The 22285-nt window shown below is 42.6% G+C and carries 26 protein-coding genes and 1 riboswitch; of the genes, 17 read left to right on the top strand and 9 right to left on the bottom strand.

Annotated elements, in window-relative coordinates; translation table 11 throughout:
* The first annotated feature begins 12 nt into the window (after positions 1-12).
* A riboswitch (glycine riboswitch) is annotated at positions 13-101 on the top strand.
* A 90-nt stretch (positions 102-191) separates the two neighbouring features.
* The 3 genes from MK395_RS06705 to MK395_RS06695 all read left to right on the top strand — a co-directional run bounded on the left by MK395_RS06705 (position 192) and on the right by MK395_RS06695 (position 3204).
* Positions 192-1514 carry an alanine/glycine:cation symporter family protein gene (locus MK395_RS06705; RefSeq protein WP_268711542.1) on the top strand — a complete coding sequence of 441 codons (1323 nt, stop codon included), beginning with the start codon at positions 192-194 and terminating at the stop codon, positions 1512-1514.
* A 131-nt stretch (positions 1515-1645) separates the two neighbouring features.
* Positions 1646-2194, top strand: a complete 549-nt coding sequence (locus tag MK395_RS06700; RefSeq protein WP_000206775.1) for a carboxymuconolactone decarboxylase family protein — start codon at positions 1646-1648, stop codon at positions 2192-2194.
* 110 nt (positions 2195-2304) lie between these two features.
* Complete coding sequence (locus MK395_RS06695; RefSeq protein ID WP_268711541.1) at positions 2305-3204, top strand: TDT family transporter; 900 nt, start codon at positions 2305-2307, stop codon at positions 3202-3204.
* Between the two features lie 25 nt (positions 3205-3229).
* Here the strand turns inward: MK395_RS06695 and serS are convergent, their stop codons facing one another.
* From serS to MK395_RS06680, 3 genes are all read right to left on the bottom strand, one after another.
* Complete coding sequence (gene serS, locus MK395_RS06690; protein WP_268711540.1) at positions 3230-4504, bottom strand: serine--tRNA ligase; 1275 nt, start codon at positions 4502-4504, stop codon at positions 3230-3232.
* Positions 4505-4717: 213 nt separating this feature from the next.
* Entirely contained in the window at positions 4718-5089 is a 372-nt protein-coding gene (locus tag MK395_RS06685) for a DUF956 family protein (protein ID WP_070535844.1), read from the bottom strand.
* Positions 5090-5091: 2 nt separating this feature from the next.
* Complete coding sequence (locus MK395_RS06680) at positions 5092-6456, bottom strand: aspartate kinase (RefSeq protein ID WP_000869637.1); 1365 nt, start codon at positions 6454-6456, stop codon at positions 5092-5094.
* 282 nt (positions 6457-6738) lie between these two features.
* On the opposite strand from MK395_RS06680, the gene MK395_RS06675 reads away from it, so the two are divergent.
* From MK395_RS06675 to MK395_RS06610, 14 genes are all read left to right on the top strand, one after another.
* Complete coding sequence (locus MK395_RS06675; RefSeq protein WP_042902828.1) at positions 6739-7524, top strand: enoyl-CoA hydratase; 786 nt, start codon at positions 6739-6741, stop codon at positions 7522-7524.
* A 90-nt stretch (positions 7525-7614) separates the two neighbouring features.
* A complete protein-coding gene (gene fabT, locus MK395_RS06670) occupies positions 7615-8049 on the top strand; it encodes a fatty acid biosynthesis transcriptional regulator FabT (RefSeq protein WP_000386335.1) in 435 nt (144 codons plus the stop codon).
* The gene (locus tag MK395_RS06665) at positions 8049-9023 is read left to right on the top strand and encodes a beta-ketoacyl-ACP synthase III (RefSeq protein ID WP_042902827.1); all 975 of its coding nucleotides are present in this window, start codon (positions 8049-8051) and stop codon (positions 9021-9023) included. The genes fabT and MK395_RS06665 overlap by 1 nt, the downstream gene beginning before the upstream one ends.
* A gap of 57 nt (positions 9024-9080) precedes the next feature.
* Complete coding sequence (locus MK395_RS06660) at positions 9081-9305, top strand: acyl carrier protein (protein ID WP_000257840.1); 225 nt, start codon at positions 9081-9083, stop codon at positions 9303-9305.
* Positions 9306-9422: 117 nt separating this feature from the next.
* Positions 9423-10397 (top strand): enoyl-[acyl-carrier-protein] reductase FabK, encoded by a 975-nt coding sequence (gene fabK / locus MK395_RS06655; RefSeq protein ID WP_000857451.1) that lies wholly within the window; start codon positions 9423-9425, stop codon positions 10395-10397.
* Entirely contained in the window at positions 10390-11310 is a 921-nt protein-coding gene (gene fabD, locus MK395_RS06650) for an ACP S-malonyltransferase (protein WP_268711539.1), read from the top strand. Before fabK ends, fabD begins: the two co-directional genes overlap by 8 nt.
* A gap of 45 nt (positions 11311-11355) precedes the next feature.
* Positions 11356-12087: a 3-oxoacyl-[acyl-carrier-protein] reductase gene (gene fabG, locus MK395_RS06645; protein WP_200729880.1), complete on the top strand. Its 732-nt coding sequence runs from the start codon at positions 11356-11358 to the stop codon at positions 12085-12087.
* A 28-nt stretch (positions 12088-12115) separates the two neighbouring features.
* Entirely contained in the window at positions 12116-13351 is a 1236-nt protein-coding gene (fabF, locus tag MK395_RS06640) for a beta-ketoacyl-ACP synthase II (RefSeq protein WP_000774044.1), read from the top strand.
* A 2-nt stretch (positions 13352-13353) separates the two neighbouring features.
* Positions 13354-13842 (top strand): acetyl-CoA carboxylase biotin carboxyl carrier protein, encoded by a 489-nt coding sequence (gene accB, locus MK395_RS06635; RefSeq protein WP_001052306.1) that lies wholly within the window; start codon positions 13354-13356, stop codon positions 13840-13842.
* Entirely contained in the window at positions 13839-14261 is a 423-nt protein-coding gene (fabZ, locus tag MK395_RS06630; protein ID WP_000565515.1) for a 3-hydroxyacyl-ACP dehydratase FabZ, read from the top strand. The genes accB and fabZ overlap by 4 nt, the downstream gene beginning before the upstream one ends.
* 11 nt (positions 14262-14272) lie before the next feature.
* Complete coding sequence (accC, locus tag MK395_RS06625) at positions 14273-15640, top strand: acetyl-CoA carboxylase biotin carboxylase subunit (RefSeq protein ID WP_000488663.1); 1368 nt, start codon at positions 14273-14275, stop codon at positions 15638-15640.
* Between the two features lie 35 nt (positions 15641-15675).
* Entirely contained in the window at positions 15676-16542 is an 867-nt protein-coding gene (gene accD, locus MK395_RS06620) for an acetyl-CoA carboxylase, carboxyltransferase subunit beta (protein ID WP_001173379.1), read from the top strand.
* On the top strand, positions 16539-17306 hold the full coding sequence (locus MK395_RS06615; protein ID WP_001017372.1) for an acetyl-CoA carboxylase carboxyl transferase subunit alpha: 768 nt from the start codon (positions 16539-16541) through the stop codon (positions 17304-17306). The genes accD and MK395_RS06615 overlap by 4 nt, the downstream gene beginning before the upstream one ends.
* Before the next feature lie 147 nt (positions 17307-17453).
* Positions 17454-18155: a CPBP family intramembrane glutamic endopeptidase gene (locus tag MK395_RS06610; RefSeq protein ID WP_268711538.1), complete on the top strand. Its 702-nt coding sequence runs from the start codon at positions 17454-17456 to the stop codon at positions 18153-18155.
* Between the two features lie 49 nt (positions 18156-18204).
* Here MK395_RS06610 and nusB read toward each other — a convergent pair whose 3' ends face one another.
* The 6 genes from nusB to MK395_RS06580 all read right to left on the bottom strand — a co-directional run bounded on the left by nusB (position 18205) and on the right by MK395_RS06580 (position 22248).
* Complete coding sequence (gene nusB / locus MK395_RS06605) at positions 18205-18627, bottom strand: transcription antitermination factor NusB (protein WP_000203659.1); 423 nt, start codon at positions 18625-18627, stop codon at positions 18205-18207.
* Positions 18620-19009, bottom strand: a complete 390-nt coding sequence (locus MK395_RS06600) for an Asp23/Gls24 family envelope stress response protein (protein WP_000510584.1) — start codon at positions 19007-19009, stop codon at positions 18620-18622. The genes nusB and MK395_RS06600 overlap by 8 nt, the downstream gene beginning before the upstream one ends.
* 21 nt (positions 19010-19030) lie before the next feature.
* Positions 19031-19591: an elongation factor P gene (gene efp / locus MK395_RS06595; RefSeq protein WP_000568640.1), complete on the bottom strand. Its 561-nt coding sequence runs from the start codon at positions 19589-19591 to the stop codon at positions 19031-19033.
* Between the two features lie 81 nt (positions 19592-19672).
* Positions 19673-20800 carry an SPFH domain-containing protein gene (locus tag MK395_RS06590; protein ID WP_268711537.1) on the bottom strand — a complete coding sequence of 376 codons (1128 nt, stop codon included), beginning with the start codon at positions 20798-20800 and terminating at the stop codon, positions 19673-19675.
* An 8-nt stretch (positions 20801-20808) separates the two neighbouring features.
* Positions 20809-21753, bottom strand: coding sequence for a zinc-ribbon domain-containing transport protein (locus MK395_RS06585; RefSeq protein WP_268711536.1), 945 nt, complete (start codon positions 21751-21753; stop codon positions 20809-20811).
* A gap of 99 nt (positions 21754-21852) precedes the next feature.
* Positions 21853-22248, bottom strand: a complete 396-nt coding sequence (locus MK395_RS06580; RefSeq protein ID WP_268711535.1) for a hypothetical protein — start codon at positions 22246-22248, stop codon at positions 21853-21855.
* Between the last annotated feature and the right edge of the window lie 37 nt (positions 22249-22285).

The raw sequence follows: 22285 nt of genomic DNA, 5'->3' as shown, positions 1-22285 counted from the left end.
ATGACTGTAAATGGACGGAACTCTGGAGAGACCGTAAAGGCACCGAAGGGGCAAGGCAGGTAACTGCTCAAACTCTCAGGTAAAAGGACAGAGCTAGGATAGACCGCTTTTTGGCATTTATCTAAGCATTCCAGAGTACATGTATCTTGCATGTGCTCTTTCTTTTGGGGTTGAAAAGATAGGAGAAGGATATGTTAGAATTGCTTAAAGCGCTTGATGCTTTCGTTTGGGGGCCTCCCCTCTTGATCTTATTGGTCGGAACGGGTATCTATTTGACCATCCGACTAGGTCTTTTGCAGGTAGCTCGTCTCCCTAAGGCCTTTCAGTTGATCTTTACCAAGGACAAGGGGCATGGCGATGTGTCGAGCTTTGCTGCTCTTTGTACAGCTCTAGCTGCCACCGTTGGTACGGGAAATATCATCGGAGTCGCGACAGCCATTAAGGTTGGGGGACCAGGGGCCCTCTTTTGGATGTGGATGGCAGCCTTCTTTGGGATGGCGACCAAGTATGCTGAAGGCTTGCTGGCTATCAAGTACCGCACCAAGGATGCAAATGGAGCTGTAGCTGGAGGACCCATGCATTACATCCTTTTGGGGATGGGAGAAAAGTGGCGTCCACTTGCTATCTTCTTTGCCCTAGCGGGTGTATTGGTTGCCCTTCTAGGGATTGGTACCTTTACCCAAGTCAATTCGATTACAGAATCCATTCAAAATACAGCCCAAATTAATCCAGCTATCACGGCTCTGATTTTATCTATTTTTGTAGGGATTGCCGTCTTTGGTGGCCTCAAATCCATATCAAAAGTTTCGACAGCAGTGGTTCCTTTTATGGCTATTGTCTATATTTTAGGGACTCTTACAGTTATTCTCTTTAATATCGAGAAAATCCCAGCCACACTTGCCCTCATCTTTACTTCAGCCTTTAGTCCAGTAGCTGCGGTAGGTGGTTTTGCAGGTGCCAGCATTCGGATGGCTATCCAAAATGGTGTGGCGCGAGGAGTCTTCTCTAACGAATCTGGTCTTGGTTCAGCTCCCATTGCAGCGGCTGCAGCTAAGACAAATGAACCAGTAGAGCAAGGCTTGATTTCTATGACAGGAACATTTATTGATACGTTGATTATCTGTACTCTGACAGGTTTAACCATCTTGGTTACTGGGGTTTGGAGTGGTGATTTGAATGGAGTTGCCTTGACTCAGTCAGCCTTCTCAACAGTTTTTTCACATTTTGGACCTGCCCTCTTGACCATTTTCCTTGTACTCTTTGCCTTTACGACTATTCTCGGTTGGAACTACTACGGAGAGCGCTGTTTTGAGTTTCTCTTTGGTGTCCGCTTTATCTGGCTTTACCGTGTAGTCTTTGTAGTCATGGTCTTGTTGGGAGGATTTATCGAGTTGGATATGGTTTGGATTATCGCAGATATCGTCAATGCCTTGATGGCTTTACCAAACTTGATTGCCCTCTTAGTCTTGTCGCCAGTCGTCATTGCTGAGACTAAAAAGTATTTTAAACACTAACCCAATCACACTTTTAGTGTGATTTTTTTCATTTCATAGACATTTTTTATCAAGGCGATTGGAAATATATATTATTCAAGGGTGAAATTCTATGATAGACTAAATGACAATAAAATGAAAAGAGGTTTCTTATGACAACATTTACCATCCACACAGTAGAATCAGCACCAGCAGAAGTAAAAGAAGTTCTTGAAACAGTACAAAAAGATAACAATGGCTATATTCCCAACCTAATCGGTCTTTTGGCCAATGCCCCAACCGCGCTTGAAGCCTACCGAACTGTCGGAGCCATCAACCGTCGCAATAGCCTGACACCAGTAGAACGTGAAGTGGTACAAATCACAGCCGCCGTAACCAATGGTTGTGCTTTCTGCGTCGCAGGTCACACAGCCTTTTCGATCAAACAAATTCAGATGAATGATGATCTTCTCCAAGCCCTCCGCAACCGTACTCCAATCGAGACAGATCCAAAACTAGATACTCTAGCTAAGTTTACCTTGGCGGTCATCAATACCAAAGGGCGTGTAGGAGATGAAGCCTTGGCTGAATTTTTGCAAGCTGGTTACACGCAACAAAATGCCTTGGACGTGGTTCTCGGTGTTAGTCTTGCCAGCCTCTGCAACTATGCCAACAATCTAGCCAATACGCCTATTAACCCAGAATTACAACCTTATGCCTAGTTCGAATCAGAAAGAAAAAATGAAGACTGAGCAATCCAGTCTTCATTTTTCTATGCTATTTTAAGCGCTTTTATGCTATACTAATAATAACATGATTATTGGAGGCTCGGATGAAAAAGCTACCCTTAGTATTCTCTGGCTGTTTATTAGGTTTAGCAGGTGCAGGAAATCTGATTGCAGATACTTTGCCTGTTCTGTCGCATTTATTGAGCCTGACTGGTCTAGTGTTGTGGCTTTTCTTTCTGATTCTCCATCTTTTTAATTGGGAAGAAACCAAGCAAGAATTGACCAAGCCCCCTCTTTTATCTGGGATGGCCACTTTTCCTATGGCTGGGATGATTTTATCGACCTATGTTTTTCGCGTATTCCCTGCTCTTTCTTTGCTAGCACAAGGAATCTGGTGGTTTTCCTTTCTCTTGGATTTGGCGTTGATTGCTACTTTTACCATCAAATTTGCCTGTCCGGGTCGGAGGGTCAATGCGACTCCAAGTTGGACGGTACTCTATGTGGGAATAGCAGTAGCAGCCTTGACCTATCCTCTGGTAGGCATTATTGAGATTGCCTATGCGACCTTGAGTTTTGGTTTTGTCTTGACCTTCTATCTCTATCCGCTTATTTATAGCGATTTAAAGAAAGATCCACTCCCAGTGGCCTTGCTTGGACAGGAAGGAATCTACTGTGCTCCCTTTTCTCTACTCCTGGCTTCCCTAGTTCGAGTTGGAGGAGCAGGCCTACCGACTTGGCTCTTGATCGTCATGATTTTGGCATCTCAGTCCTTCTTTTTCTTTGTTTTAACTCGCCTGCCCAATATTTTAAAACAAGGCTTTCAACCAGCCTTCTCAGCCCTCACCTTCCCAACCATTATCACAGCTACTTCGCTCAAGATGGCTCAGGGAATTTTGAAACTTCCATTTATGGATTATCTGGTCTTGGCTGAAACTGTTATATGCCTCACTATTTTATTCTTTGTATTGGGCGCTTATCTGATTTGGTTACGAAAAAAGGTCTAGCTATTTTCTAGCTAGGCCTTGTTTTTTATGGTTTGATAACTTCAGCTCCACCCATGTATGGACGAAGAGCTTCTGGAATGGTTACAGAACCATCTGCATTTTGGTAGTTTTCAAGAATAGCAGCAACTGTACGTCCAACTGCAAGTCCAGAACCATTCAAGGTGTGAAGAAGTTTCACCTTGCCATCGGCTTCATCTCGGTAACGGATTTGGGCACGACGAGCTTGGAAATCTTCTGTATTTGAACAGCTTGAGATTTCACGGTAAGTATTTTGGGCTGGAATCCAAACTTCCAAGTCATAAGTCTTGGCAGCTGAGAAGCCCATGTCCCCAGTAGAGAGCGCAACGACACGGTACGGAAGATTGAGTTTTTGAAGAATATTTTCAGCGTTGGCTGTCATTTTTTCCAATTCTTCGTATGATTCTTCTGGTTTGGCAAATTTGACCATTTCAACCTTGTGGAATTGGTGCAGACGAATCAAGCCACGTGTATCACGACCAGCAGAACCCGCTTCAGAACGGAATGATGGACTCATAGCAGTGAAGTAGATTGGAAGGTCTTTTCCGTCAAGGATTTCATCACGGTAGTAGTTTGTGAGAGGCACCTCAGCCGTAGGAATCAAGACAAAGTTGGTGTCGCTGAGTTCAAAAGTATCTTCCTTGAATTTTGGATATTGACCAGTACCAAACATAGAGTCATGGTTAACTATGTAAGGCGTGATGACTTCCGTATAGCCCTCCTTACCATGCTCATCCAACATGAAGTTGTAGATAGCACGTTCCAAACGAGCCCCAAGACCTTTATAGAAGAGGAAGCGAGCGCCCGTTACTTTACCGCCGCGTTCCCAGTCAAGGATACCCAAGTCTTCACCAAGATCCCAGTGAGCTTTTGGTTCAAAGTCAAACTCGCGCGGAGTACCCCAACGGCGAACTTCCACATTGTCATCTTCATCAGCCCCAACAGGAACGCTGTCGGCAGGGATGTTTGGAAGAGTAGTGGTAAATTCTGTCAATTTAGCATCGATGTCCGCCAACTCAGCATCCAAGGCTTTGACTTCAGCAGATAGGGTTTGCATAGCAGCAATCTTGTCATCTGCATTTTCCTTGTTGCGCTTGGCTTGGGCAATCTCAGCAGAAACTGTGTTACGTTCTGCTTTTAGAGTTTCAACCTTGACCAAGATGTCACGACGTTTAGCATCGATTTTTTTCATCTCATTCAAGATAGCAGCATCTACACCACGTGTAGCTAATTTTTCAGCGACAGCATCAAAGTCTGTGCGAATACGTTTGATATCTAACATAAGAACTCCTTTATGAAAAAAGCACACCTGACAAAGCGTTGGAGTGGCAGGGCCACGGTTCCATCCAACTTCACAGGTGTGCACTTGATTATATATGTAATTGTGAACAACGGTAGAATTTCACCTATCCCTCCTATCTGCTCGCAGCACCCGCAGACTTTCTGAAAGAAGGAGATAACCTACTTATCCGTTGCTATGATTATACTAAAGTTTCTACTTTTTTGCAAATAGATTTTTAAATTTTTGACCAATGGTCTGAATCAAAGTAGGAAGTTTGACAACCTTATCGTTTCCTAATTTTTCACGAGCGATTTTGAGGATAGTCCCAGAGTCTTTTGAGGCAAAGAGGAATTTACCTTGATCGGTAAAGACTTCAAAGTGACGGCTGATTTTGCGGCCACTTACGTTGGCTCCGATTTGTTGAATGCTGGACCAAGGGATTTGGATATATTGTTCGACATTGACATCAGGATAAAACTCTAAGGCTTGATCCCCAACTAGAAATTTTCCAACTTTTCCAGAGATAGAGAGGTAAGATGTCCCAGTAGTTTGGAGGTCAATGACTTGATTGAGTGATTGGGCCATGATTAGTCTTCCTTACTTTCACCGAAAAAGGCATGATAAAGAGCCTTGATAGCTGCTTTTTCTTGCTCTTTATTGACAACAAACATGATGGAAACTTCACTTGAACCTTGGGACATCATCTGGATGTTGATTTTATTCTCAGACAAAGCACGTGTTGCAGTAGCAGTTACCCCGATATGGCTCTTCATCTTTTCTCCAACAATCATAATGATGGAAAGGTCATGTTCGATTTCAGCATGGTCCACTTCAGCCTTTTGAACGAGTTGACGTAGAATTTCTTCTTCTTTGATAGGAGTTAATTCACGGGAGCGGAGGATGATTGAAAGATCGTCGATACCTGTAGGCATGTGTTCCCAACCGATGTTGAGGTCCTCAAGGATTTGCAGAACCTTGCGACCAAATCCGACTTCGCGGTTCATGAGGTATTTTGACATGTTGATGCTGACGAATCCTGAGTCACCCGCAATCCCTACTACTGGGAATTTATCACTACTGTGTTCTAAAACAATGCGCGTACCTGGGTGGTCAGGGTTGTTGGTATTCTTGATGACAAGAGGAATTTTTCCTCGGTAGGCAGGAAGAAGGGCTTCGTCATGAAGGACTGAAAATCCAGCGTAAGCCAACTCACGCATTTCACGGTAGGTTAATTCAGGAATGGAGTGTGGTTGGTGGATAATACCAGGATGGGCAGCAAAGATACCATCTACGTCTGTAAAGTTTTCATAGAGATCAGCCTTAACACCTGCTGCAATGATAGAACCTGTGATATCTGAACCTCCACGTGAAAAAGTGCAGATTTGATTTTCCTTAGTCACACCAAAGAAACCAGGGATGACAAGGACTTCGGTGCTATCAGCCAAGCCTTCAATCTTGTCATAACTAGATGGGATGATGCGTGCGTTTCCAGGTTCACTTGTGACAACAATTCCAGCTTCTCTTGGGTGAACATAGCGTGCATCGATACCGTTTTGGTTAAAGTAGGCTGCAATGAGTTTGGCATTGTTATTTTCTCCAGCCGCTAGGAAGGTATCATAGAGGAATTCATTGTCCTCTATAGGAAGAGTTGCCAAGGCCCGAATGCTTTTAGAGATTTTTTCTAAAACAGCAGGTTTTAACCCAAGTTCACTAACCATAGCGGCATAACGGTCAATGATCCAGCTTTGGCTAGCACTGATGTCATTTCCAGCCACATAGTCACGATAGTATTTGATCAAGGCATCAGTTACCTTGGTATCTTCAGCATTGCGTTTGCCGGGTGCAGAAACGACTACAAAACGGCGTTCTTTATCACTTTTAACGATGTTTAAGACTTTTTCTAACTGACCAGCAGAGGCAAGCGAGCTTCCACCAAATTTTACAACCTTCATAAGGACTCCTCAAGTAAGTGTTTTATACGATTATAGCAGAAAGAGGGGCATTTTTCAATGACGAAAATAACTTCCTATTATAATAGAAGAAAACACTAACTTATTCTGAAAAGCGATAACGATTTAAAAGTAAGAGTGTCAAATTTTACTCACACTCATAAATGATGGGTAAATAATCAGCTGAGACACTTTCCTTTAGTTTTTCCTTGCCTCTTTATCCAAAAAAAGGTATACTTTGATGATAAAACAATTTCATTGCCTTATAAAAGAAAAGGAGAAGCTATGAATCATATCTTATATCAGATCGTAGATGATCTGGCTATCATTACTTTGAATCGTCCCGAAGTGGCAAATGGTTTTCATATCCCAATGTGTGAGGAAATTTTAGAAGCTTTGACCCTAGCGGATCAGGATCAAGCTGTGCAGTTCATCTTGATTAATGCGAATGGGAAGGTCTTTTCAGTTGGGGGAGACTTGGTTGAGATGAAGCGAGCAGTAGATGAAGATGATATCCCTTCTTTGAATAAGATTGCAGAATTAGTCAATACAATTTCTTTTAAAATCAAGCAAATTCCTAAACCTGTTTTGATGGAGGTAGATGGAGCGGTCGCTGGTGCTGCAGCAAATATGGCAGTAGCAGTTGATTTCTGTTTGGCGACTGACAAGGCAAAATTTATCCAAGCCTTTGTCGGAGTGGGCTTGGCGCCAGACGCTGGTGGGATTCATCTCTTGAGTCGTAGTATTGGGGTAACACGGGCTGCACAACTTGCTATGACAGGTGAAGCCTTAACTGCTGAAAAAGCGCTAGAATGGGGCGTGGTATACCGTGTTTGTGAAGTTGACAAATTAGAAAAAACAAGAGAACAAGTTCTGAAAAAATTAAGAAGAGGTTCAGCAAACTCATACGCAGCGATTAAAAAGTTAGTTTGGGAAAGTCAATTTAAGGATTGGCAGAATTATGCTGAATTAGAATTGAAATTACAAGAATCGTTATCTTTAACTGAAGATTTTAAAGAAGGGGTTCGTGCACATTCTGAAAGAAGAAGACCGAAATTTACAGGAATGTGAAAAAATACTTGCACAATTTTTTGAAGTTTGTTATACTTCTTTTATCAAATGTTTTGATTGTAAAAGCTTTTTGAGGGGGAGGGAAACGATTTGGACTACCAACAAGTAAATGATTATCTAACATCTATTTTTAATAACGTCCTTGTGATTGAGGAGGTTAGCTTACGAGGTAGTCGATTCAAAGACATCTCCATCAAAGAAATGCACACGATCGATGTGATTGGGAAGTTCCCGGAGGCAACGCCAAGTAAGGTTTCAAAAGAACTGATGGTAACTCTTGGGACAGTGACGACGAGTTTGAATAACCTGGAGAGAAAAGGTTATATTGAGCGTATTCGTTCTGACCAAGACCGTCGAGTGGTCTATCTGCATTTGACAAAGAAAGGTCGTTTGGTTCACCGTCTTCATAAACGGTTCCACAAGGCTATGGTCGAAAAAATCATCGATGGCATGAGCCCGGAGGAAAAAGAAGTCATGGGCAGAGGCTTAACGAACCTTTATCAATTTTTGGAGGATTTGAAATAATGGCTTTTGCAAAAATAAGCCAGGTTGCTCATTATGTTCCAGAGCAAGTGGTCACTAATCATGACTTAGCCCAAATCATGGACACAAGCGATGAGTGGATTTCAAGTCGGACAGGAATTAAACAGAGACATATTTCCAAAACAGAGTCTACAAGTGACTTGGCGACAGAAGTAGCTAAGAGCTTGTTGGCTAAAGGGAGCTTAACAGCGGATCAGATTGATTTTATCATTGTAGCGACGATTACTCCAGACTCGATGATGCCTTCCACAGCAGCTCGAGTTCAGGCAAATATCGGAGCGCATAGAGCTTTCGCCTTTGATTTGACAGCAGCTTGCAGTGGCTTTGTATTCGCTCTCTCAACTGCAGAAAAGTTTTTAAGTTCTGGACAGTTCAAAAAAGGGATTGTTATAGGGGCTGAGACCTTATCCAAGGCAGTTGATTGGTCAGATCGTTCGACAGCTGTTCTCTTTGGGGATGGTGCTGGAGGGGTTCTCTTGGAAGCGAGCGAAATACGTCACTTCCTTGTGGAAAGTCTCTATACAGATGGCTCTCGGAGCGAGTGTTTGACCTATGGTCAAACGGCTTTGGCTTCTCCTTTCTCAGATCAAGAAGCAGTTCCTGCTTTTTTGAAGATGGATGGACGAGCAGTTTTTGATTTTGCAAATCGTGATGTTGCTAGATCAATCAAAGAAACCATTGAAAATGGTCCAATCGCAGCATCGGAATTGGATTATCTCTTGCTTCATCAGGCAAATATCCGCATTTTGGATAAGATGGCTAAGAAGATCGGTGTTGACCGAGACAAACTTCCAGCCAATATGATGGAGTATGGGAATACCAGTGCAGCAAGTATCCCGATTTTGCTCTCAGAGTGTGTGGAGAATGGCATGATTCGTTTAGATGGTAGCCAGACGATTCTCCTATCAGGCTTCGGTGGAGGTTTGACATGGGGCACACTCATTCTTACAATCTAGGTAATCATGTGGTAAACACATAGTTATAAATTTTTTATATTTTAAAGGAGTCCTATCATGGCAGTATTTGAAAAAGTACAAGAAATTATCGTTGAAGAACTTGGGAAAGACGCATCAGAAGTAACACTTGAATCTACTTTTGATGATTTGGATGCAGATTCATTGGACTTGTTCCAAGTAATCTCTGAAATCGAAGATGCTTTCGATATCCAAATCGAAGCAGAAGATAACTTGAAAACAGTTGGTGACTTGGTTGCCTACGTTGAAGAGCAAACAAAATAATTAACATATTACTAGAAGGAGTAGGGGAAACCCACTCCCTCTTGTTTAGGTAATAGTTTGAAACTCAAATGATAAACTCATCGAACTATTACGTAAGCAAGGAATGATGGAGGCACTATGAAAACACGTATTACAGAATTATTGAACATTGATTATCCTATTTTTCAAGGAGGAATGGCCTGGGTTGCGGATGGTGACTTGGCTGGTGCAGTATCAAAAGCTGGTGGTCTAGGGATCATCGGTGGTGGGAATGCACCTAAAGAGGTCGTAAAGGCTAATATCGATAAAATCAAATCACTTACGGACAAACCTTTCGGTGTCAACATCATGCTCTTGTCACCTTTTGTAGAAGATATCGTTGATCTCGTGATTGAAGAAGGGGTCAAGGTGGTTACAACTGGTGCAGGAAATCCAAGTAAATACATGACTCGTTTCCATGATGCAGGAATTACAGTTATTCCTGTTGTTCCAAGTGTTGCTTTGGCAAAACGTATGGAAAAAATTGGTGCAGATGCAGTTATTGCAGAGGGAATGGAAGCCGGTGGACATATTGGTAAATTAACAACGATGACCTTGGTTCGCCAAGTTGCTGCAGCTGTTTCAATTCCGGTTATCGCAGCTGGAGGAATTGCCGACGGTGAAGGTGTCGCTGCAGGCTTTATGCTTGGTGCTGAGGCCGTTCAAGTTGGTACGCGTTTCGTAGTAGCCAAGGAATCTAACGCCCATCCAAAATACAAGGAAAAAATCTTAAAAGCGCGTGATATCGATACGACTATTTCAGCTCAACATTTTGGACATGCTGTTCGCGCCATTAAAAATCAGTTGACACGTGACTTTGAACAGGCTGAAAAGGATGCCTTTAAACAAGAAGATCCAGATTTAGAAATCTTTGAGCAAATGGGAGCTGGTGCTCTTGCTAAAGCCGTTGTTCATGGAGATGTAGAAGGTGGATCTGTCATGGCAGGTCAGATTGCTGGTTTGGTTTCTAAAGAGGAAACTGTCGAAGAAATCCTAAAAGATCTATACTATGGTGCAGCCAAAAAAATTCAAGAAGAAGCCTCTCGTTGGGCAGGAGTTGTAAGAAATGACTAAAACAGCCTTTCTATTTGCGGGTCAAGGAGCTCAGTATCTAGGAATGGGGCGTGATCTCTATGATCGCTACCCTATCGTCAAGGAAACAATTGACCAAGCCAGTCAGGTTTTGGGTTATGACCTTCGTGACTTGATTGATAAGGAAGAAACCAAGTTAAACCAGACTCGCTATACGCAACCAGCTATTTTAGCGACTTCGGTTGCTATTTACCGACTATTGAAAGAAAAGGGCTATCAGCCAGATATGGTAGCAGGATTGTCCCTCGGAGAATATTCTGCTCTTGTAGCAAGTGGTGCTTTGGACTTCGAAGAGGCAGTTGCCTTGGTTGCTAAGCGTGGTGCTTATATGGAAGAGGCTGCACCTGCAGGATCTGGAAAGATGGTAGCCGTTCTTAATACTCCAGTTGAAGTGATTGAGGAAGCTTGTGAAACAGCCTCTAAAGTTGGAGTAGTGACTCCAGCTAACTACAACACCCCAAGCCAAATCGTTATCGGTGGTGAGGTGGCTGCGGTTGACCGCGCAGTTGAACTCTTGCAGAAAGCAGGAGCAAAACGATTGATTCCTTTAAATGTATCTGGTCCTTTCCATACAGCTCTTCTTGAGCCAGCCAGTCAGCAACTAGCTGGAGCTCTTGAAGGAGTGAGTTTCTCTGACTTTACTTGCCCACTAGTCGGCAATACGGAAGCTGCTGTTATGGAAAAAGATCGAATCCAAGAGCTTTTGACGCGTCAGGTCAAAGAACCTGTTCGTTTTTATGAAAGTATTGCTGTGATGCAGGATGCTGGGGTAACCAACTTTATTGAAATTGGTCCGGGGAAGGTCCTATCAGGATTTGTCAAAAAGATTGATAAATCAGCTAAGCTAGCTAACGTTGAAGACCAAGCAAGCTTGGATGCTTTGTTAGGAAACTAATGTTCCCTTCTCCCACAAAATACAACAGGAAACAGGAGAAATAGAATGCAACTTACAAACAAAAATGTCTTTGTAACAGGTTCAAGTCGTGGTATCGGACTTGCCATTGCTCACAAATTTGCCCAACTAGGCGCTAATGTAGTCTTGAATAGTCGAGGAGCAATCTCAGAAGAATTGCTAGCTGAGTTTTCAAACTATGGTGTCAAAGTAGTACCGATTTCAGGTGATGTTTCAGACTTTGCAGATGCCAAGCGTATGATAGATCAGGCGATTGCAGAACTCGGTTCTGTCGATGTCTTGGTCAACAATGCTGGGATCACTCAAGATACGCTTATGCTCAAGATGACTGAAGAAGACTTTGAAAAAGTGATTAAGATCAACTTGACAGGTGCCTTCAACATGACGCAAGCAGTTTTGAAACAGATGATCAAGGCACGTGAAGGTGCGATTATCAATATGTCTAGTGTGGTCGGTTTGATGGGAAATATCGGACAAGCCAACTATGCAGCTTCTAAAGCAGGTTTGATTGGTTTTACCAAGTCAGTTGCACGTGAAGTTGCCAATCGTAATGTTCGCGTAAATGCTCTTGCACCAGGAATGATCGAGTCAGATATGACTGCTGTTTTGTCTGATAAGGTCAAGGAAGCGACATTGGCCCAAATCCCAATGAAACAGTTTGGTCAAGCAGAACATATCGCAGATGCTACAGTGTTCCTAGCTGGACAGGATTATTTAACTGGACAAGTTCTCGCTGTTGATGGCGGACTTAGCATGTAAAAAATAAGGAAAGATATAGGTAAGACAGATGAAACTAAATCGAGTTGTAGTAACAGGTTACGGATTGACCTCTCCGATTGGAAATACTCCAGAAGAATTTTGGAACAGTTTGCAAACTGGTAAGATTGGAATTGGAGAAATCACTAAATTTGACCACAGCGAATTTGCTGTGCACAATGCAGCAGAAGTTCAAGATTTCCCATTTGATAAATACTTTGTCAAAAAAGATACCAACCGTTTTGACAACTATTCTTTGTATGCCTTGTATGCGGCTCAAGAAGCGGTGACAAATGCAAATCTTGATGTAGAAGCAATTGATAAAGATCGCTTTGGTGTCATCGTGGCTTCTGGTATTGGGGGAATTAAAGAAATCGAAGATCAGGTTATCCGTCTTCATGACAAAGGTCCAAAACGCGTTAAACCAATGACACTTCCAAAAGCCTTGCCAAATATGGCTTCAGGAAATGTTGCTATGCGTTTCGGAGCAAACGGTATCTGTAAATCAATCAATACAGCCTGTGCCTCATCAAACGATGCCATTGGGGATGCCTTCCGTTCTATCAAGTTTGGTTTCCAAGATGTCATGTTAGTTGGTGGATCAGAATCATCTATCACTCCTTTTGCCATTGCTGGATTCCAAGCTTTGACAGCCCTATCAACTACAGAAGATCCAGCTCGTGCTTCTATTCCATTTGACAAAGACCGTAACGGTTTTGTCATGGGAGAAGGTTCTGGAATGCTGGTTCTTGAAAGTCTTGAACATGCTGAAAAACGTGGTGCAACTATCTTGGCTGAAGTAGTTGGTTATGGTAATACCTGTGATGCTTACCATATGACTTCACCTCATCCAGAAGGTCAAGGTGCGATTAAGGCTATGAAGTTGGCTTTGGAAGAAGCAGAAATTTCTCCAGAGCAAGTGGCTTACGTCAATGCCCACGGAACTTCAACTCCTGCTAATGAAAAAGGAGAAAGTGGTGCGATTGTAGCTGTCCTTGGTAAAGAAGTACCTGTATCTTCAACCAAGTCCTTTACAGGACACTTGCTTGGTGCTGCAGGGGCAGTAGAAGCCATCGCTACCATTGAAGCCATGCGTCATAACTATGTACCAATGACAGCTGGAACAAGTGAGTTGTCAGACTATATCGAAGCGAATGTCGTTTATGGACAAGGATTGGAGCAAGAAATCCCTTATGCTATTTCAAACACTTTTGGTTTTGGTGGACACAATGCGGTTCTTGCTTTCAAACGTTGGGAGAATAAATAATTATGAATTTAAATGAGATCAAGGACTTGATGGCTCAATTTGACCAATCAAGTTTGAGAGAATTTTCTTATAAAAATGGAACGGACGAATTGCAGTTCAGTAAGAATGAAGCAAGAATGGCTTCTGAAGTACCAGCTCAAGTTGTTCCAGCGCCAGCTGCAGTAGCTGCAAGTCCAGTAGTTTCGGCCCCTTCAACTCCAGTTGAGAGTGCAGTGGAAGAAGCTCCAGCACCAGCTGAAACGACGGTTGCTCCAGCGGGTGATGTCGTTGAAAGTCCACTTGTAGGGGTGGCTTACTTGGCTGCTGGACCAGATAAACCTGCCTTTGTCACAGTCGGAGACAGTGTTAAAAAAGGTCAGACTTTGGTGATCATCGAAGCCATGAAAGTCATGAATGAAATCCCTGCACCTAAAGATGGTGTGGTGACAGAAATTCTCGTTTCAAATGAAGAAATGGTTGAGTTCGGTAAAGGATTGGTACGTATCAAATGATCGATATTCAAGGAATCAAAGAAGCTCTACCCCATCGCTACCCCATGCTCCTAGTGGATCGTGTCTTGGAAGTGAGCGAAGATACCATTGTTGCCATTAAAAATGTGACCATCAACGAACCTTTCTTCAATGGTCATTTTCCTCAATACCCAGTCATGCCAGGTGTTCTTATCATGGAGGCCTTGGCTCAGACTGCTGGTGTCTTGGAATTGTCCAAACCTGAAAATAAAGGGAAACTGGTCTTCTACGCTGGCATGGACAAGGTTAAGTTCAAGAAGCAAGTTGTACCAGGTGACCAATTAGTCATGACGGCTACTTTTGTTAAACGTCGTGGTACGATTGCTGTGGTTGAAGCAAAGGCTGAAGTAGATGGTAAGCTTGCAGCGAGTGGTACTCTTACCTTTGCAATTGGAAACTAAGGAGGTTCTCCATGTTTCGTAAAATTTTGATTGCCAACCGTGGTGAGATTGCGGTTCGCATTATTCGAGCTGCGCGTGAATTGGGCATTGCGACCGTGGCAGTTTATTCAACTGCTGATAAGGAAGCCCTTCACACACTCCTAGCGGATGAAGCTATCTGTATCGGACCTGGTAAGGCGACAGAATCTTATCTCAATATCAATGCAATTTTGTCTGCTGCGGTCTTGACAGAAGCAGAAGCCATCCATCCAGGTTTTGGATTTCTTAGCGAAAACTCCAAATTTGCCACGATGTGTGATGAAGTAGGGATTAAGTTCATCGGCCCTTCTGGTGCTGTGATGGACACCATGGGTGATAAGATCAATGCGCGTGAACAAATGATCAAGGCTGGGGTTCCAGTTATCCCAGGATCTGATGGTGAAGTTCACACGGCTGAAGAGGCCCTTGCAGTTGCAGAAAAAATTGGCTATCCTGTCATGCTTAAGGCATCGGCAGGTGGTGGTGGAAAAGGGATTCGTAAGGTTGAAAAGGCAGAAGACTTGGTCGCAGCCTTTGAAACAGCATCCAGTGAAGCCAAGGCCAATTTTGGAAATGGCGCTATGTATCTTGAGCGTGTGATTTATCCAGCTCGTCATATCGAAGTTCAGATTCTTGCGGACCAAGAGGGTCATGTTGTCCATCTTGGTGAACGGGACTGTTCACTCCAACGGAATAACCAAAAGGTCTTAGAAGAAAGCCCATCTATTGCGATCGGCAAAACCCTTCGTCATGAAATTGGTGCTGCGGCTGTTCGAGCTGCAGAGTCTGTAGGTTATGAAAATGCAGGGACGATTGAATTTCTTCTCGATGAAGCGAGTGGCAATTTCTACTTCATGGAAATGAATACTCGTGTGCAAGTGGAACACCCAGTCACAGAGTTTGTTTCAGGTGTTGATATCGTGAAAGAGCAGATTCGCATTGCTGCCGGTCAACCCTTACCTTTCAAACAAGAAGATATTGTCCTACGAGGTCATGCTATCGAGTGCCGGATCAATGCGGAAAATCCAGCATTTAACTTTGCTCCAAGCCCAGGTAAAATTACCAATCTCTATCTACCAAGTGGTGGAGTTGGCTTGCGCGTGGACTCAGCAGTTTATCCAGGTTATACCATTCCCCCTTACTATGATAGTATGATTGCTAAAATCATTGTTCATGGGGAGAATCGTTTTGATGCTCTTATGAAGATGCAACGGGCACTTTATGAACTTGATATTGAAGGAGTGCAAACCAATGCAGACTTCCAGTTGGATCTGATTTCAGACCGCCGAGTTATCGCTGGTGACTACGATACTTCCTTCTTGATGGAAACTTTCTTGCCAAAATACCAAGAAAAAGAATAGACTTTCAAACAGTATGAGAACTAAAAGGGGGAGTTATGGCTCTATTTAGTAAAAAGGATAAGTATATTCGGATCAATCCTAACCGTTCCGTAAGGCAGAAACCACAAGCCAAGCCTGAGGTTCCGGATGAACTCTTCTCCCAGTGTCCTGGTTGTAAACACACCATTTACCAAAAGGATCTTGGGAGCGAACGAATTTGTCCCCATTGTAGCTATACTTTCCGTATTTCAGCTCAGGAACGCTTGGATTTGACGATTGATTCTGGTAGCTTTGTGGAGATGTTTACAGGTATTGAAACTCAAGATCCATTAAACTTTCCTGGCTATCAGAAAAAACTTGCAACAATGCGTGAAAAGACAGGTTTGGACGAAGCAGTACTAACTGGTACAGCTAGCATCAAGGGACAAAAAGTTGCCCTTGGGATCATGGATTCTAACTTTATCATGGCTTCTATGGGAACAGTTGTGGGTGAAAAAATCACGCGCTTGTTTGAGTATGCAACGGTAGAAAACTTGCCAGTCGTTCTCTTCACAGCTTCTGGTGGAGCCCGTATGCAAGAAGGAATCATGAGCTTGATGCAGATGGCTAAGATTTCTGCGGCAGTTCAACGTCATTCCAAGGCAGGACTTTTTTACCTAACTATTTTAACCGATCCGACAACAGGTGGAGTGACCGCTTCTTTTGCTATGGAAGGTGATATTATCCTAGCGGAACCCCAAAGTTTGGTTGGTTTTGCTGGGCGTCGTGTTATCGAAAATACAGTTCGTGAGACCTTGCCGGATGACTTCCAAAAGGCAGAATTTCTGCTTGAACATGGATTTGTTGATGCAATTGTCAAACGGAGAGAATTGCCTGAAACAATTGCTAAATTAGTAAGATTGCATGGAGGAAGTCGCGGATGAATATTGCAAAAATAGTCAGAGAGGCACGCGAGCAGAGTCGCTTGACCGCACTTGATTTTGCCAATGGAATTTTTGACGAGTTTATCGAATTGCATGGAGATCGCTCTTTCCGTGATGATGGTGCGGTTATCGGTGGAATTGGTTGGTTAGGTGACCAAGCAGTAACTGTCGTTGGTATCCAAAAGGGAAAAAGTCTTCATGACAACCTCAAACGAAATTTTGGGCAACCTCATCCAGAAGGCTATCGTAAGGCCTTGCGCCTGATGAAACAGGCAGAAAAGTTTGGCCGTCCAGTTGTGACCTTTATCAATACGGCGGGTGCTTACCCAGGTGTTGGAGCCGAGGAACGTGGACAAGGTGAAGCAATCGCCCGAAACCTGATGGAAATGAGTGATCTCAAGGTTCCAATCATCGCGATTATTATCGGTGAAGGAGGATCTGGTGGTGCTCTAGCTCTAGCCGTAGCTAATCGTGTCTGGATGTTAGAAAACTCAATCTACGCCGTACTTAGCCCTGAAGGATTTGCCTCTATCCTTTGGAAGGATGGAAGTCGTGCTATGGAAGCGGCGGAGTTGATGAAAATCACTTCACATGAACTCCTAGAAATGGGAATCGTAGACAAGGTAATCTCAGAAGCAGGGCTGTCAAGTAAAGAACTGCTAGGTTGCGTTAAAAATGAATTGCGTGCAGAACTAGATAGGTTGCAAGAACTACCACTCGACCAACTTATTGAAGAACGTTACCAACGCTTTAGAAAATACTAAGAAAATTTAAAAGCTAGAACATTTTGTTCTAGCTATTTTGATAATAGAGCATAGATAAACATGAATACTCTAGATAAATAAGAAAAACAATCAATGGTATATCCTCTATATTGCCCTAATAGAGAGTTTACCATTAGGAGAGAAAGAATGAAAAAGACAATACATTTAGGAATCTGTATGATTTTAATGTTCCTGTACATTTATTTAACGCCGTTAGGAGCTATAATTCTAGCTAGGACCTTTAGTTTAGGAATGGACAGCTATATAATCTTCCTAGTTGGAGAAGTGTTGCTTATTTTCTTTTTATTCGTTTTGTGGTTGAAAAAGAAGAAGATGCTCTTTATCTTCGAGAAAAAGGGTTGGCACTGGTCATATCTCGCTTTCTTAGTGGCTTGCTTTCTTATCTATTCTTTTTTAAATGGATTTCGAATGCAAAATATCCGATTGATTGACCATAGCTTTATTTTCCAAGAGCTTCTTTCAGAACTTTACTTAAACGGAAGAGAAACGACTCTATCAAATCTTATATTTTTAATCTTTAACATTTCGATTGTACCTGTTGTTGAGGAGACAATCTATAGGGGTTATTTTATGAATACCTTCTTTCCGAAGTCGGAGTTTTATTTGGATGTGATCTTGTCTTCTTTCATCTTCGGGCTTAGTCACTTAGTTCTATCCCATCGTGACCCCATCAGTCTCATCATTTATAGTATTCTTGGTCTTCTATTTGCGGTCGCTTATCGAGTTACAGGTAGTCTTCGATTTACCATTGTTTGTCATAGTTTCTATAATGTTATTCCCTATGCTCCGTCGATCTTATTTTATATTTATTATTTGATTTTGAGATAGTAGGAAGTAAAGAAAAAGTGTTTGATAATTGTCAAACACTTTTTTCTTTTTACTGTTCTTCTGTTACAAACTGGCTGAGCAGTCCGTTGATAAAACGGGCAGATTTTTGATCTGAGAAGTCCTTTGCAAGCTCGATAGCTTCATTAACCGCAACCAGCTGTGGAGTGTCAAATGAAGTGATTTCAAAGACTCCCAAGCGAAGGAGGTTTCTCTCCACGAGTGTTAAACGCTCGATGGTCCAACCTGCTTTTAAATGCTGTGTGATTTGCTTGTCTAGTTCTTCCTTTTTAGCCTGAACACCAGAAACTAGCTCTGTCAAAAAGGCTGGAAGTTGCACATCCGTATCTTCACGATCATGAGTATAGGCGAAACGACAAGCAGTTTCGACATCCGTACCGAATTCAAGGCTCATGAGAGCTTGAAAAGCGCATTTACGGAGTTGGCGTCTAGATTCTAATAGTGGACTAGTCATTGAGGAAGTCCTCGTCAAATAGATCTTTCAATTCTGGTTTTGGTGTTTTATCTGGGACGATACCTGCAACGTGGATATTGATAGCAGCGAGTTCTACATCAGCCATATTGCGGACTGCATCTTTGACAGCTTTCTGGATAGCAACCGCTACCTTAGGAACTTTTACTCCGTACTCAAGGTAGAGATAGATATCTGCTGTGAGCTCTTCGTCCACGTTTTTAAGATAAACACCACGGCCGAGAGAAAGTTTTGAAAGGGTGTCAGATACTGATTTGTTTGAAAAAGAGTGAACACCCTCTACCTTTGCAGTAGCAATAGCAATGATTTTTTCAAGTACACGTGGGGCGATAACGATTTCGCCAAGTTGTTCTTCAATTCCCATAGAATGACCTCTTTCTAGAGATTAGGCACGAGAAACGTAAGTTCCTTCTGCAGTGTTGATAACGAGTTTTTGTCCTGCTTCGATGAAGTCTGGAACGTTTACGACAAGTCCAGTTTCCATCGTTGCTGGTTTACCAGAACCTGTAACCGTAGCACCTTTGATAGATGGTTGAGTTTCTGCAACTGTCAATTCGACAGTAGTAGGAACGGTAACACCAATCACTTCAGTTCCGTAGAATTGGATCTTCACATCAGAGTTTTCAAGGATGTAAAGCAATTCGTTTTCAACGTTGACTACAGGAATTTCGTATTGGTCGTAAGTTTCTGTGTTCATGAAGTAGGCTGTGTCATCCATTTTGTACAAGTATTGAGCTGGGACAGTCTCGATGATAGCTTGTTCAAATTTTTCCTCTGGACGGTAGCTTGTGTCAAATGTAGAACCAGTACGGACATCACGCAATTTCATACGCATGATGGTGTTTCCTTTACCTGGTTTGTGGTGGCTAGCTTCCAAAACGCGGATCAATTTTCCGTCAGCTGTTTCAAAGGTCATACCAGCCTTTAATTTACTTGCTTCAATCATGTTTTTACCTCTTTAATAAAATAATTTACTCTTTATTGTACCATAAAAGACAACATTACTCAAATGTCAGAAGGAGCTTAATTAGTTGACTGGTACGATATTTCCATCTTCGTCTTTAGTAACGAGGACGTATTTTCCATCGACTTCGATGTAAAAATTCTTGCTGGCAGTTTGTCCAGCATTTTGAGCCGGTGCTTGATTTTGAACTTGTTGGCTTAATTGACCACCCAGAGTTTGGCCGAGATTCATGCCCATAAACATGTTCATCCCATTGCCATTCCCCTCATTGGCAGCTGCAGCAATAAGCGCTTCGTTTCGAGCACGGCGTTCTTCGATTTCAATCGTGTTGTACTTCATTGCCACGAGCTCACTATCAAGTTTGCGAACGATATCAAGACTTTCTTGGTCGTAACTGAGGTCTTCAAGCAAGATATTGGTTGCTTCAATCCCGTAGAGACCTGTCCAAACCTTGTTGACCTCTTGTTTAGCGAGTTCGTTAAAGGTGTCTTGATTGGCATTTAGGCTATAGATATCAACCTTGTTTTCGTTGGTATATTTGGCGATGGCAATCGCGATTTTCGGTGCGATATTTTGACGGAGCGTTCCTTGAGCTACATCTTGGAGAGTAAATGGCTGTCCGTCAGTAATTTGACGGCTAACAGAACTCACGTAGAAGAGGACTGGGTCTGCTATTTTTACATCAAACAAGCCATAGAAACGGATGTTGAGCAGTTGTTGGTAACGTTCGCTGAAGTATTCGACCGCATTTTGTGTGCCGAACTTATTGCCTGCAATGGGTTGCATGCGGATAAAGATAATTTCCTGTTGGGTGATGACTTGTCCACCAAAAGAGAAACGGTTTTTAAAGTTTTCCCAAGTGCCTTTTAAACCACCTTTTTCAAGGAGCCAGGCGTTATCACCAGCTTGCCATTCGTGGCTACCAGCTTCGAGGACTTCACCAAGGAAGGTACCGTTGTTTACCAAAACAGCGGTATAACCTTGGGGAACGATAACCACACTGCCATCTGACAAGAGGCCTGTATTTTGATTGCTGTGACGAGAACGTCCATCTGGGTCTTTTGTGAGCAATTGCCCCTTGACGGCCAAGGCGTCGCCAGAGACATTATCTGGAAGGACAATGGCTTCCTTGAATTTACTATCATTAAAACTATTTAAGCCTGCTGATAAGGCTGCACGTATAAATCCCATAATTCCTCCTAATTATAAAGTTCGTCTTCATCCACAACATCATAGGTATCCAGTACCCATTGGTTTGGACTGCGAGAGAGATTGGCACCACAGTAGTCGCACTCGCTAACTGCAGAGATTTTCAATGGGGCGCCACAGTTTGGACAGTGGTCGCTCACAACTTCGTCTGGATTGACTACTTGCGTTTGGCTACCGTGTTGACGGATAAAGTTCAATTGATACACGGTGAAGAGATCTTTTTTAGGGTCTCCTTCAATGACACGGCGAGTCTCATCGTCAATGACATAGTCTCGTAAAATTGATGATAGAATCACCACTAAGGTATCGTTTCCGTCAGGATTTTCAATGAACTCCTTGATGCGAACATTTTCGATACAAACTTTCTCTAAAACATTGGTTGTTTTAGCACGAATATGGTCTTCGAGTTGGGCACTGTGTTGGGAGTAGAGACTGGTACTTTCTAAAGCGCGGACAGAGTTCCAATTTTTCTCAGTCCAGGCAACCTGCAATTTAAGGTAGACTTCCTTAACCCAAGATGTGAAAGCTTCCGCGTCAAAGTTTGGATCCCCGTATTTCACAAGACTAATGGCCCGTGTGTTGTGTTCAACTCGACGATGGAGAGTTTGAGAATCATTACTAGTGTCTGTTGAACTTGAATCTTCTGAGTTATTCTGCGAGGATTGAAAGATAAGAACTAGGAAAACTCCTGCGGCAATCAGGAATGCCAATCCCATTTCGAATGAGTTAGTAGAGCTACTAGAGGATGATCCATATCCAGAGCGGTAGTAGTTGTATGATGATCCGCCAGAACGACTTCCACCTCCACTTGAGCGGCTACTACTGCGGCTGCTCCCTCCACTTCTGGAATGTCCGACACCCGCATCAACGATTTGAGGCACGGATAGAAAAACAAGTAATAAACAGGTCATTAAAAGAGCGTAAAACTTTTTCATGTGTCTCCTAACTATATGATTGAAAAGGTAGAATTCTGAATTCGAATGATTATTAAACTATTTAATAACCTTTAAAAATCATCTAAGATATACTAGGCGTTATTTACTAGCATTTAGCTTCTTTATGGAATGGCGCTCAATGATCCATCCCACAATCCATCCTATTGCTAGCAAGTAATTTTCAAAAGCACCGATAGCATTTACAGGAGAGTGATACTCCATATAATTGAGTAAGTGATTTGTTCCTATTCCAATTCCGCCAATAATGAGAGCAAGAAGTGCGATTCGTAGGTAGAACCAATCGTATTTAATATTGACAGCGAGAATAATAATCAATACAGCTAAATTCCATATTCCAATTTCTCGTTGCCAACCAGCAGATATTCCGTACCCGGAGTGGCTTCCCATGTACGATGGAAAGAAAATTTGTAGTATAGAAGCGCCTAACATAGCGATGATGACTAAGACAAATAGCAATCGTAAAAATGTGTTCATTTATTCTCCTTGTCTCATTCTCGTCTTAAAAGTAGAA

It is taken from the genome of Streptococcus oralis (assembly GCF_026782085.1).
Lineage (GTDB): Bacteria > Bacillota > Bacilli > Lactobacillales > Streptococcaceae > Streptococcus > Streptococcus oralis_DA.
The sequence above is the reverse complement of the archived record's forward strand: the minus strand, read 5'-3'. Positions and strand labels throughout refer to the sequence as shown.